This is a genomic window from Streptomyces sp. UNOC14_S4 (assembly GCF_020740835.1).
Lineage (GTDB): Bacteria > Actinomycetota > Actinomycetes > Streptomycetales > Streptomycetaceae > Streptomyces.
This window is the reverse complement of record NZ_JAINFC010000203.1, coordinates 1-12,320: the sequence shown is the minus strand read 5'-3', so window position 1 is coordinate 12,320 and position 12,320 is coordinate 1. Positions and strand designations below refer to the sequence as shown.

The following is a 12,320-nucleotide window of genomic DNA, read 5'->3' as shown; positions in this document are numbered from 1 at the left end:
CGCGTGACCTCCGACGCGGAGACCTGCTCGGCGTCCAGGGAGTGCTTGGGCTCGGCCGGGCGGCGGCGCAGCAGGCGCGGCAGCTCCAGGAAGCCCTCCGCCTGCATCATCGCGAAGCCGATGCGCGGCAGGTCACGGCTGGTCGGGAAGGCCACGAAGCGCGGCTCCCAGCGCGGCCGGAACTTCTCGTTGAACTTGTACAGCGACTCGATCTGGAACCAGCGCGAGAGGAAGATCAGCACCGCGCGCTGGACGCGGACCACCGGACCGGCGCCCAGCTTGCCGCCGCGCTCCAGGGCGGAGCGGAAGAACGCGAAGTTCAGCGACATCCGCTTGATGCCGATCTCGGGGGCCGCCTGGAGGAAGGCGACGATCAGCAGCTCGTTCATGCCCGGGTCGGCGCTGCGGTCGCGGCGCATGAGCTCCAGGGAGCTGCCGTCCTTGCCCCACGGCACGTAGTGCTGCATGGCCCGCAGGTCGCCGAAGGGCAGGTCCTCGCCCTCCTCCGGGTCCTTGTGGGCCGTGGCGATGATCGCGTCCAGGTCCTTGGGGTCGCCGATACGGCCCAGGGCCATGGAGAAGCCGCGCTCGTCCTCGGTGTCGCGCCAGGCGTTGGCGGCCTTCTGGGCGGCCTCCAGCTCCTCGGGGGTCAGGTCGCCGACGCGGCGCACCTTGGTGGTGTAGCCGTTGCGCTCGATGCGCTTGACCATCTGCCGGACGTTGCGCATGGAGCGGCCGCTCAGGCTGAAATCGGCCACATCGACGATCGCCTCGTCACCCATCTCCAGGGCGTCGAGGCCGGTCTCGCGGGTCCACACCTCGCCACCGGTCTCGCTGCAGCCGGCGACGGCCGGGGTCCACGAGTGCTGCTTGGCCAGCAGCATGAACTGCTCGATGGCGCCCGGCCAGGCCTCGACGTCACCGATGGGGTCACCGCTGGCGAGCATCACGCCGGAGACGACGCGGTAGGAGACGGCCGCCTTGCCCGACGGGGAGAAGACGACGCTCTTGTCGCGGCGCAGCGCGAAGTGGCCGAGCGAGTCGCGGTCACCGTGCTTGGCGAGCAGCTCGCGCAGCTTGTCCTCGTCCTCCTCGGTGAGGACGGGCGCCGGGTAGGCCGGGCGGAAGGCCAGGTAGGCGGTGGAGGCGACGGTCAGCAGACCGAGGGCGCCCAGCGAGTAGCCGACGGTGTAGTCCACGCCGTGGCGGTAGCGGATCGAGCCCTCGAAGCCGAAGAGGCCCCAGATCACGTGCTCGATCTGCTCGAGGATCGACGGGTCGCCGACCATCTGCTTGTACTGCCAGCCGACGATGATCCACCCGAGGGTGAAGCTCACGCCGCCCATGACGATGAGGTTCGCCACCCACTTCCAGCGGCTGCGCGGGTCGGGCAGGGCCGTGAAGGACGGCTTGTGCCAGACCAGATACGCGAACATGGCCAGCGAGCAGATCGTGCCGATGATCGAGTGGCGGTAGATCAGCTGTGCCGCCGCACCGATCGGCAGCACGATGACGGCGGCGAGCCAGGCCCGCTTCTTGCGCCGCTTGAGGCCGTGGGCCAGCATCAGGATCAGGATGCCGACCACGATGGACCCGGCCGCCGCGAGCTGCGTCACCGTGCCCGGCAGGACCTCGGCCCAGGTGTGGAACTTGCTCACCCGGAAACGGGGGATGACGCCAGCGGCGATGTTGAACAGGCCGACGACGATGCCGACCCACCCCACCACGGTCGGCACGGCCTCGGGCCGTGGCCCCTTGGCGATTCGCGCAAGCCTCGACAGTCGCTTGGTTCCCTCGGGAACCCCATCGGACTTTTTGCCATCTACCCTGACAGACATCTCTTCCCGTCGTCCTGTCGAGTGGTCCTGTGCCTTCGGTTGGCAGCACCCGGACAATGTGCGCCCTGTAGGACGACGGTTTCGGGGTTGAGGTTCCGCCGGGGGCCGAGCCCGGAAAGAAGTAACCATTCCGCGGCCCGGCGGGTCGCACGGCAGAAAGCACCTCATGGGTCTCACCAGCATGGCGGTCCTGCTGCTTGCCATAGCGGCGGCAGTAGCCCTCTTCGCGTTGACCATTTGGCTCTGGCCCCGCCTGGGCAAGAAGAGTATCGGGTCGGTCCTGGCCCGCTTCGGCATGCTGCTCGCCACGCAGCTGACGCTGTTCGCCGCGATCGGTCTGTGGGCGAACCAGTCCTTCGGCTTCTTCGCCTCGTGGGCCGACCTCTTCGGCCTGGAGAAGGGCCAGGGCGTGGTCGTGGACCACAGCCAGGGCAACAAGCCCGTCCAGGTCGTCGGCATCCAGCAGGTCAAGGGCCACGGCTCGGTCCCGTCGATCGCGGGCAAGGTCGAGAAGGTCAACATCAGGGGCAGCGAGTCCAAGATCGCCAGCCCGGCCTTCGTCTACCTGCCGCCGGAGTACTTCCAGCCGGAGTACGCCAACAAGACCTTTCCGGCCTCGGTGGTCCTGACCGGCTACCCGGGCACGGCCGAGGCGCTGATCAAGGGCCTGCACTACCCGCAGGAGGCGCAGAAGCTGGCCAAGGCCAAGAAGATGCAGCCGACCATCCTGGTGATGATGCGCCCGACCGTGGCCCCGCCGCGCGACACCGAGTGCATCGACATACCCGGCGGGCCGCAGACCGAGACCTTCTTCACCAAGGATCTGCGCAAGGCCCTCTCGGAGCAGTACCGCATCGGGCTGAAGGCGGCGAACTGGGGCGTGATCGGTGACTCCACCGGCGGCTACTGCGCCCTGAAGTTCGCGATGCGCCACCCCGACTCCTACGGCGCCGCGGCCGCCCTGTCCGGCTACTACGACGCCAAGCAGGACGCCACCACCGGCAGCCTCTTCGGCGGCGACAAGAAGCTGGAGAAGGACAACGACCTGATGTGGCGGCTGAAGAACAAGCCGCTGCCGCCGGTCTCCCTGCTGGTGACCAGCAGCAAGCAGGGCGAGGACAACTACGACGACACCAAGAAGTTCATCGCCGCCTCGGCGCACCACCCGACCCGCGTCTCGTCGATGATCCTCGAGGTGGGCGGCCACAACTTCAACACCTGGCGCCGTGAGATCCCCGGCACCCTCCAGTGGATGGGCAGCCGCCTCAGCGCGTAACGCCCCCACGCACGCACGACACTGCCCGCCCGGGACCCCCCGAGGCGGGCAGCACTGTTTGGAGGAGGCGCGCCCCGTCAGGGGCGCGGGGCTGTGACATTTTGCGGCTCTGCCGCGTGGGCGCGACCAGCCGGTAGCCTACGGCCGGGCGTGCCCCGCCAGGGGCGCGGGGAACTGCGCGCCCAGCCCCCACCGGACCCGCACCCGCGCACCGAGCGCAAGCGGCACCCCAATAGGCGCGACTAGCGAGACATGATCAAGCTCATCGCCTCGGCCCGCGTAGCGGGATCCCGCAGCTGCCCCCGAACCGCGGAGGTCAGCGTCTTCGCCCCCGGCTTACGGATCCCCCGCATGGACATGCACATGTGTTCGCATTCGACGACCACGACCACACCGCGCGGCTCCAGGATCTCCATCAGGGAGTCCGCGATCTGCGTGGTGAGCCGCTCCTGGACCTGCGGCCGGCGGGCGTAGACGTCCACCAGGCGGGCCAGCTTCGACAGCCCGGTGATCTTGCCGCTCGTCGACGGGATGTAGCCGACGTGCGCCACGCCGTGGAACGGCACCAGGTGATGCTCGCAGGTGCTGTAGACCTCGATGTCCCGTACGAGCACCATCTCGTCGTGGCCGAGGTCGAAGGTCGTGGTCAGCACGTCCTCCGGCTCCTGCCACAGGCCCGCGAATATCTCCTTGTACGCCCGCGCGACACGGGCGGGCGTCTCCCGCAGCCCCTCCCTGTCCGGGTCCTCGCCCACCGCGATGAGCAGCTCGCGGACGGCGTTCTCGGCGCGCTTCTCGTCGAACGTGCCGATGGAGTTCTCGGCGGCCAGCGTCACCGGGTCGGTCATGGAGTTGCCTCGTTCTCTCGTGCGTACGGGCGGGCGCGGCGGGTACGGAAGCGGAAAGCCGCGCCTCCCAGGCTAATAACCTGGGTGACGCGGCTTCCATTCCGGGCCGTGTGATGCTGCCCGGTCAGTGCCTTCTCCGGCGGATTCCGCTCGAGGTTCGCTCGGGGTCCGCCGGGACCGGCTCAGAGCTCCTTGCGGGTGTCGTCCGGGAGGTCGACGACCTGTTCGACGGGCTGGCCACCGTTGGTCGGCGCGAGCTCCTTGGGGGAGAGCACCGGCGGGCGGGTGGACGGCGTACGCCGCGAGGAGCCGGTCCACGCCGGGCGGGCCGGACGCTTGACCACGTGCTTGAAGATCTCGGCGATCTCCTCCTTGTTCAGCGTCTCCTTCTCCAGGAGGGCCAGAACCAGGTTGTCGAGGATGTCGCGGTTCTCGACGAGGATCTCCCACGCCTCGTTGTGCGCGGTCTCGATGAGCTTCTTGACCTCTTCGTCGACCAGCGCGGCGACCTCTTCGGAGTAGTCCCGCTGGTGCGACATCTCGCGGCCCAGGAACGGCTCGCTGTTGTCGGAGCCGAACTTGATCGCGCCGAGGCGCTCGGTCATGCCGTACTGCGTGACCATCGCGCGGGCCGTGGCCGTGGCCTTCTCGATGTCGTTGGCGGCACCGGTGGTCGGGTCGTGGAAGACGAGCTCCTCCGCGGCGCGGCCGCCCAGCATGTACGCCAGCTGGTCGAGCATCTCGTTGCGCGTGGTGGAGTACTTGTCCTCGTCGGGGAGGACCATGGTGTAGCCGAGGGCGCGGCCGCGGGACAGGATCGTGATCTTGTGCACCGGGTCGGAGTTCGGGGACGCCGCCGCGACCAGGGCGTGACCGCCCTCGTGGTAGGCGGTGATCTTCTTCTCCTTGTCGCTCATGATCCGGGTCCGCTTCTGCGGGCCGGCCACGACGCGGTCGATCGCCTCGTCCAGCATGTGGTTGTCGATCAGCTTGCGGTCACTGCGGGCCGTCAGCAGGGCGGCCTCGTTGAGCACGTTCGACAGATCGGCACCGGTGAAGCCGGGGGTACGGCGGGCGACGGCCGCGAGGTCGACGTCCGGGGCGACCGGCTTGCCCTTCTGGTGGACCTTGAGGATCTCCAGACGGCCCTGCATGTCCGGGCGGTCGACGGCGATCTGCCGGTCGAAGCGGCCGGGGCGCAGCAGCGCCGGGTCGAGGATGTCGGGGCGGTTCGTGGCGGCGATCAGGATGACGCCGCCCTTCACGTCGAAGCCGTCCATCTCGACCAGCAGCTGGTTGAGCGTCTGCTCGCGCTCGTCGTGACCGCCGCCGAGGCCGGCGCCGCGGTGGCGGCCGACGGCGTCGATCTCGTCGACGAAGACGATGGCCGGGGCGTTGGCCTTGGCCTGCTCGAAGAGGTCACGGACGCGCGAGGCGCCGACACCCACGAACATCTCGACGAAGTCGGAGCCGGAGATCGAGTAGAAGGGCACGCCCGCCTCGCCCGCGACAGCGCGCGCGAGCAGGGTCTTGCCCGTACCGGGCGGGCCGTAGAGCAGCACACCCTTGGGGATCTTGGCGCCGACGGCCTGGAACTTCGCGGGCTCCTGGAGGAACTCCTTGATCTCGTGGAGCTCCTCGACGGCCTCGTCGGACCCGGCCACGTCGGCGAAGGTGGTCTTCGGGGTGTCCTTGGTGATCAGCTTGGCCTTGGACTTCCCGAAGTTCATCACCCGGGAGCCGCCGCCCTGCATCTGATTCATCAGGAACAGGAAGACCACGACGATCAGCACGAACGGCAGGAGCGAGAGCAGCACCGAGACGAACGGGTTCTGCTTCGACGTCGAGACGTTGTAGCCGTCGGAGATCTGCTTGGAATCGGCCTTGGCCTGCAGAGCCTTGGCGAGGTCGACGCCCTGGTCGCCGATGTAGTTCGCCTGGATCTTGCTGGAGCCCTTGACCTTCTGGCCGTCCTTGAGCTCGACCTTGATCTTGTTCTCGTCGCCGGTGGTCAGCTCGGCCGATTTGACCAGGTCCTTGTTGATCGCGTTGACGACCTGGCTGGTGTCCACCGACTTGTAACCGCCGGACGAGCCGACGACCTGCATCAACACGACCACGGCGAGGACGGCCAGCACGATCCACATGACCGGCCCACGGAAGTAGCGCTTCACGTCCATCCATACGGGGCGCGAGCGCCCCGTCCCTCCTGCCACAGTGAGGCACGGCTGCCCCTGTCGGGGGTGCCTGTGCGTGCGGTGTTCTGCTCGACCTTGAAGAAAAGATTGAGAAGACTGACCTTCGGACGGTACCCCAGCATTGTCACCCGACGCCGCCGCAGGCGGTCAACCAACCCGCCTTCGCCTGCTCCAACGGCGGAAACCGCGAATCGGTTCCCGCGCGGGAGGCCGTACCGTCCCGGCCGGGCCTAGCCGCCGTAGACGTGCGGCGCGAGCGTGCCCACGAAGGGCAGGTTGCGGTACTTCTCCGCGAAGTCGAGACCGTAACCGACCACGAACTCGTTGGGGATGTCGAAGCCGACCCACTTCACGTCGATGGCGACCTTGGCCGCCTCCGGCTTGCGCAGGAGGGTGACGACGTTGAGGGAGGCGGGCTCGCGGGAGCCCAGGTTCGACAGCAGCCAGGAGAGCGTCAGGCCGGAGTCGATGATGTCCTCGACGATCAGGACGTGCTTGCCCTTGATGTCGGTGTCGAGGTCCTTGAGGATGCGGACGACGCCGGACGACTGGGTGCCCGCCCCGTAGGAGGACACGGCCATCCAGTCCATGGTGACCGGGGTGGACAGGGCGCGTGCCAGGTCCGCCATCACCATCACGGCGCCCTTGAGGACGCCGACGATGAGCAGGTCCTTGCCCGCGTACTCCGCGTCGATCTTCGCGGCCAGCTCCGCCAGCTTCGCGTCGATCTCTTCCTTGGTGATGAGCACCGACTTGAGGTCGGTGCTCATGTCCTTCTCGTCCACCCGCGTCACTCTCGTTCGTTGAAGGCTCATCCGGCCTGCCTCATCCGATGCGGTGAGGCGGGCCGGGCTCGTTCGCGCTCGTTCGAATCAGCCCTGCCGGAGGACCAGTCTGCCACCCTGCCTGCGGACCGCGACGCGGCCGGGCAGATTGATGGCCCCCTGACCGCGCCAGCCGGTGATCAGCCGGTCGACTTCCTCGATGTGCCGGGCGAAGAGCGAACCGGCCGGGGCGCCCGCCGAAATGGCCGCGCGGCGCAGCACGCGGCGGCGGACTGCGGGGGGCAGGGCGTAGAGCTTCGCGGTCTCCAGGGCGCCGCTGTCGTCCCGTACGGAGGGCTCGACGGCGGCGGCCCAGCCGTCGAGGGCGTCGGCGTCGTCCCGGGAGAGCTGGGCCGTGCGGGCGAGGGCCTCGACGACGCCCTTGCCGAGCGCCTTCTCCAGGACGGGGAGCGCTTCGTGACGGACCCGGGAGCGGGTGTAGGCCGGGTCGGTGTTGTGCGGGTCGTCCCAGACGGGGAGCGACTGGACCATGCACGCCTTGCGGGCCGTCTGGCGGTCGAGCCCGAGGAACGGCCTGCGGTAGCGGCCGCCGACGCCGGAGGCGACGGCCATGCCGGACAGGGAGCGGATGCCCGAGCCGCGCGCGAGGCCGAGCAGTACCGTCTCCGCCTGGTCGTCGCGGGTGTGGCCGAGGAGGACGGCCGCGGCTCCGTGCCGTTCGGCGGCGGCGTCGAGCGCCGCGTAGCGGGCGTCGCGGGCGGCGGCCTCGGGGCCGCCGTCACGGCCGACGTCCACCGCGACGGCCTCGACGGGGTCGAGCCCGAGAACGGTCAGCCTGTTGGCCACCTCGGCCGCGCGGAGGTCGGAGCCGTGCTGGAGGCCGTGGTCGACCGTGACCCCGCCGGCGCGGATGCCGAGCTTGGGCGCCTCGAAGGCCAGCGCGGAGGCCAGGGCCATGGAGTCGGCGCCGCCCGAGCAGGCCACCAGGACCAGCGGCTGATTACCGGCGGGAGCGGGGGGAACGGATGAGGGTGTGGTGGGGGTGAGGACGTCGTGGAGTACGCGGCGGACCGCCAGGCGTATCGCGGCGACCGCGGGATGTGGACCCATGTCCGTGTGTCCAATCGTTCCATATGGAGATGGTCGGAGCTGCGCGAGCTTCGAGCTTCAGTCACGCTGTGTGCGTCGATGGTGACAGAAGCGAGCCATTACCCGAGCATCGCACGCCCACCCCTGGCTCACGGTCCCTCGGACGGGTGATTACGGAAGCGTTCTACCCGGAGGTGGAGCTTCCGCTTCAGGCCTCCGACTTCCGGTGCACCCGCGCGACCCAGTCCGCCGGTTTGGCGATCTCCGCCTTGGTGGGGAGCGTGTTCGGGGACGTCCAGACCCTGTTGAACCCGTCCATGCCGACCGTGTCGACGACCGCCCGCACGAACCGCTCACCATCACGGTACTGCCGCAGTTTGGCGTCCAGACCCAGCAGCTTGCGCAGCGCCGCGTCCAGCCGTCCCGCACCACTCGCGCGCCGCTGCTGGAACTTCTCCCGGATCTCCGTCACCGACGGCACGACCGCCGGGCCCACGCCGTCCATCACATAGTCCGCGTGGCCCTCCAGCAGCGACATCACCGCCGTCAGCCTGCCGAGGATCTCCCGCTGGGCGGGCGTCTGGACCAGGTCGACGATGCTGCGGCCGCCCTCGCCCTCCCCCTCGTCCCGCGGGGGCCTGCCGCCCGCCAGCGACTGCGCCGCCTCCCGCACCCGCTCCAGCAGCGTCGCCGGGTCGACCTCCGTCTCGCCGAGGAAGGACTGGATCTCCCCCTCGATGTGGTCGCGCAGCCAGGGCACCGCCGTGAACTGCGTGCGGTGCGTCTCCTCGTGGAGGCACACCCACAGCCGGAAGTCGTGCGGATGCACGTCGAGCTCACGCTCGACGTGGACGATGTTCGGCGCCACCAGCAGCAGCCGTCCGCCCGCCGCCGACCCCGGCAGGTCGCGCGTGGCGGGCGCGAACGTCTCGTACTGCCCGAGCACCCTCGACGCCAGGAACGACAGCAGCATGCCCAGCTCGACACCGGTCACCTTGCCGCCCACCGCGCCCAGCACCGCACCGCCGGGCACGCCCGCGCGCCGGTCCTGCATCTTCTCCAGCAGCGGCCCCAGCAGGGCGCGGAACCCGGCGACGTTCGCCTTGACCCACCCCGGCCGGTCCACGATGAGCACCGGGGTGTCGACGGGAGTCCCCGGGTCCTGCCCCTCGGAGGTCCCTCCGGGAGGCGCCATCCGGGTGAACTCCCGGACGTGCCGCTCCGACGTCCTCGCGTGCCGCCGCAGCTCCGCGACCACTTCGCGCGCCGCGTCCCGGCCGATCTCCGGGCCCGGCCGCACGAGCCGCGTCGCGGTCGCCACCGCGAGCTTCCAGTCGACCATCTCCGCACCACCGATGCTCGTCATGCCTTCACCGTACGTGCTGCGCACAGCAACCGGTTAGGGGTTTCCCCACCCCTGGGGCTCCCTTGCGGGGCGAGGTGGCGAAGGTGGGCCGAGGGCAGACCGGAGAGTATTCCGGGGGCTCCGCCCCCGAACCCCCACGGGGGCTCCGCCCCTCGACCCCGCCGGGGCTGCGCCCCGAACCCCGCTGTGCGGCTGCGGCGCCCCGTCAGGGGCGCGGGGCCGTGACATTTCGCGGCTCCGCCGCGCGGGCGCGACCGATCGTGCCCCGTCAGGGGCGCGGGGAACTGCGCGAGCAACCACGCACGGTCCGCAGCCGCCGGACGGACACGGGTGACCGAGCTCGTAGGCGGCTTTTAGGGGCGCGGGGAACTGCGCGAGCAACCCCCACCGGACCCGCAGCCGCGTGCCCAGCGCAAGACGCGCCCCCAGTAGGCGCACCGCACCGATCAGCGACGGCACCCGCAAGACGCCACGGACGTGGCAAGGCGGTCGAGAACGCGCTGCGCCGCGTCCCCGTCCTTCGTCCCCGACGCCATGAACGCGAACGCGAGCAAGCGGCCGTCCGCGTCCACCGCCGTCCCCGCCAGCGTGTTGACCCCGGTCAACGTCCCCGTCTTCGCCCGGACCACCCCGCGGCCGGCCGCCCCGTCGTCGTCGCCGTGGCCGTAGCGGCCGCTCAGCGTGCCGCTGAAACCGGCGACGGGCAGGCCGGTCAGGACGGGCCGCAGCTCCGGGTGGGCGGGGTCGGCCGCGCGGACGAGGAGTCTGGCGAGGAGGGCCGCCGGGACCTGGTCCGCCCTGTCGAGGCCGCTGCCGTCCGCGATCCGGGCGCCGGTGAGCCCGAGCGCCTCCAGCCGCGCGGTGACCGCCTTCGCGGCGCCCTCGAAGCTCGCGGGCTGCCGGGAGGCGAGGGCGGTCTGCCGGGCGAGTGCCTCGGCGATGTCGTTGTCGCTGTTGGTCAGCGCGCGCTCGACGAGCGCGGAGAGCGGCGGCGAGGAGACGGCGGCGAGCCGCTCCGCCTTGTCGCCGCCCTTCCCCTTGTCGGCCAGGGTGCCGGAGGACGGGTCGCCCTCGACCTTGATGCCCTGCTCGTCCAGCAACTCGGCGAACTTCCTGGCCGCGTCCGCCGCCGGGTCCGTGCTGCGCGCCGCGGGCCCGTGGTCGGAGTCGTCGAGCCGGCCCTCGTCGGCCATCAGAGCGGTGACGGGCGCGATGTTGTCGTTCGGCCCGATCGGGTGCGCGGCCGGGCCGGAGTAGAGCGAGGTGTCGTAGGTGAGCTTGACGTGGTCCGTACCGCGCTCCCTGAGCTTGCGCGCGGTGGCCTCGGCGAGCGCCGGGAGGCTCGCGCTCGCGGGCTGCCGCGCGGCGTCCGCCTTGTCGGGGTGGGCGGTGAGGGTGGGGTCGCCGCCGCCCACGAGGACGATCCCGTCGTTCCCTGCCATCACCGTGGTCTCGATGCGGTGGTCGGGCCCGAGCGCGCTGAGCGCGGCCGCGGCGGTGGCCGTCTTGATCGTGGAGGCGGGGGTGTACGCGGTGTCCTGCGCGTAGCCGTACAGCTGTTTGCCCGTGGCCACGTCGTACACGGCCGCCGAGCGGTCGTCGCCGAGCGCCGAGTCCTTCAGCAGCGGGTCGAGCACGGCGGCGAGGCCGTCCTCGGTGGGCTGCCGCACGCCGGCACCGTCGGCCGCCGCGGCGAGCACGGGGGGTGCGGCAGGCGGGGCGGGCGCGGTACCAGCAGGGGCGTGCCGTTCACCGCCGCGCGCCGGGCGCGCGGCGGCGCGTTCGCGCTCCGCCTTCCGCTGGCCCGCCTCCCAGGGACCCGAGGCCCCCACGGCGACCGAGGCGACGGCCAGACCCGCCACGGCGGACACCGTGACGAGCCGCACGGTACGCCGTCGTTCCAGCGGGACGCTCCGCCACCGCTCACCCACCATGGACCAGCCCCTTTCGCCAGCACACACCCGCGTGAGAGACACTTAATCACTGCGCCTTGCCGCGAGCATGGCACCCGCTGTGTCACCCGTCCGGGAGGACGCAGCTTCACCGGACGAAGTGTTGATCATGGAGGAACCACCCGTGGAGTTCGACGTCACCATCGAGATCCCGAAGGGTTCGCGGAACAAGTACGAGGTGGACCACGAGACCGGTCGCATCCGCCTGGACCGCCGACTCTTCACCTCGACCAGCTACCCGGCCGACTACGGCTTCGTGGAGAACACCCTGGGTGAGGACGGCGACCCGCTGGACGCCCTCGTCATCCTGGACGAGCCGACCTTCCCGGGCTGCCTCATCAAGTGCCGCGCCATCGGCATGTTCCGCATGACGGACGAGGCCGGCGGCGACGACAAGCTGCTCTGCGTCCCGGCGAACGACCCGCGCGTCGAGCACCTGCGCGACATCCACCACGTGTCGGAGTTCGACCGCCTGGAGATCCAGCACTTCTTCGAGGTCTACAAGGACCTGGAGCCGGGCAAGTCGGTCGAGGGTGCGGACTGGGTCGGCCGCGCCGAGGCCGAGGCCGAGATCGAGGCCTCCTACAAGCGCCTCGAGGCGGCGGGCGGCGCCCACCACTGACCTCGCCGGTCGGGCTGACGACGCGCGGTTCCTGTTTCGTTCGTACGTGAACGACGGGGCCGCGCGTTTGTTTTTGCCTCCCGCCTACTGGGGTGCCTCTTGCGGTCGGCATGCGGCTGCGGGTCCGTTGTGGCTGGCCGCGCAGTTCCCCGCGCCCCTTACGGGGCCTGCGGCCCCGCCTATGGGGCGCAGCCCCATCAGGGGCGCGGGGAACTGCGCGCCAAGCCCCCACCGGCTTGTAGCCGCGCGCCGACCGCACGAGGCACCCCCATAGGCGCGGGGGTCCGGGGGCGCAGCCCCCGGTGGGGACGGCGTGCCACGGGGTGCCCCACCCCCGGTCAGAACC

General features: G+C 70.6%; 9 protein-coding genes. 2 read left to right on the top strand and 7 right to left on the bottom strand.

All coding sequences use genetic code 11. From position 1 onward, the window contains the following. Window positions 1-1,838: phosphatidylglycerol lysyltransferase domain-containing protein (locus K6I34_RS19240; RefSeq protein WP_229327525.1), on the bottom strand; the 1,838-nt coding region annotated here is incomplete at its 3' end. Between the two features lie 166 nt (window positions 1,839-2,004). Between K6I34_RS19240 and K6I34_RS19235 the strand changes: the two genes are divergently transcribed. Beyond that, complete coding sequence (locus tag K6I34_RS19235; protein ID WP_229327524.1) at window positions 2,005-3,114, top strand: esterase family protein; 1,110 nt, start codon at window positions 2,005-2,007, stop codon at window positions 3,112-3,114. 242 nt (window positions 3,115-3,356) lie between these two features. On the opposite strand, the gene folE is transcribed toward K6I34_RS19235, so the two are convergent. From folE to dacB, 6 genes are all read right to left on the bottom strand, one after another. Further along, complete coding sequence (gene folE / locus K6I34_RS19230) at window positions 3,357-3,962, bottom strand: GTP cyclohydrolase I FolE (RefSeq protein WP_229327523.1); 606 nt, start codon at window positions 3,960-3,962, stop codon at window positions 3,357-3,359. 182 nt (window positions 3,963-4,144) lie between these two features. Then, entirely contained in the window at window positions 4,145-6,142 is a 1,998-nt protein-coding gene (gene ftsH / locus K6I34_RS19225) for an ATP-dependent zinc metalloprotease FtsH (protein WP_229327522.1), read from the bottom strand. Between the two features lie 248 nt (window positions 6,143-6,390). After that, window positions 6,391-6,930: a hypoxanthine phosphoribosyltransferase gene (gene hpt / locus K6I34_RS19220; RefSeq protein ID WP_229327526.1), complete on the bottom strand. Its 540-nt coding sequence runs from the start codon at window positions 6,928-6,930 to the stop codon at window positions 6,391-6,393. Between the two features lie 102 nt (window positions 6,931-7,032). Further along, window positions 7,033-8,055 (bottom strand): tRNA lysidine(34) synthetase TilS, encoded by a 1,023-nt coding sequence (gene tilS / locus K6I34_RS19215; protein WP_229327521.1) that lies wholly within the window; start codon window positions 8,053-8,055, stop codon window positions 7,033-7,035. 187 nt (window positions 8,056-8,242) lie between these two features. After that, window positions 8,243-9,400 (bottom strand): zinc-dependent metalloprotease, encoded by a 1,158-nt coding sequence (locus tag K6I34_RS19210; RefSeq protein WP_229327519.1) that lies wholly within the window; start codon window positions 9,398-9,400, stop codon window positions 8,243-8,245. 446 nt (window positions 9,401-9,846) lie between these two features. Next, a complete protein-coding gene (gene dacB / locus K6I34_RS19205) occupies window positions 9,847-11,334 on the bottom strand; it encodes a D-alanyl-D-alanine carboxypeptidase/D-alanyl-D-alanine-endopeptidase (RefSeq protein ID WP_229327518.1) in 1,488 nt (495 codons plus the stop codon). Between the two features lie 142 nt (window positions 11,335-11,476). Between dacB and K6I34_RS19200 the strand changes: the two genes are divergently transcribed. Then, window positions 11,477-11,974, top strand: coding sequence for an inorganic diphosphatase (locus tag K6I34_RS19200; protein WP_087926944.1), 498 nt, complete (start codon window positions 11,477-11,479; stop codon window positions 11,972-11,974). The last annotated feature ends 346 nt before the right edge of the window (window positions 11,975-12,320 follow it).

Excerpts from the sequence above, each read along its gene's own strand:
- K6I34_RS19235 (WP_229327524.1), top strand. The coding sequence starts at position 2,005 with ATGGGTCTCACCAGCATGGCGGTCCTGCTGCTTGCCATAGCGGCGGCA.
- folE (WP_229327523.1), bottom strand. The coding sequence starts at position 3,962 with ATGACCGACCCGGTGACGCTGGCCGCCGAGAACTCCATCGGCACGTTC.
- ftsH (WP_229327522.1), bottom strand. The coding sequence starts at position 6,142 with ATGGACGTGAAGCGCTACTTCCGTGGGCCGGTCATGTGGATCGTGCTG.
- hpt (WP_229327526.1), bottom strand. The coding sequence starts at position 6,930 with ATGAGCACCGACCTCAAGTCGGTGCTCATCACCAAGGAAGAGATCGAC.
- tilS (WP_229327521.1), bottom strand. The coding sequence starts at position 8,055 with ATGGGTCCACATCCCGCGGTCGCCGCGATACGCCTGGCGGTCCGCCGC.
- K6I34_RS19210 (WP_229327519.1), bottom strand. The coding sequence starts at position 9,400 with ATGACGAGCATCGGTGGTGCGGAGATGGTCGACTGGAAGCTCGCGGTG.
- dacB (WP_229327518.1), bottom strand. The coding sequence starts at position 11,334 with ATGGTGGGTGAGCGGTGGCGGAGCGTCCCGCTGGAACGACGGCGTACC.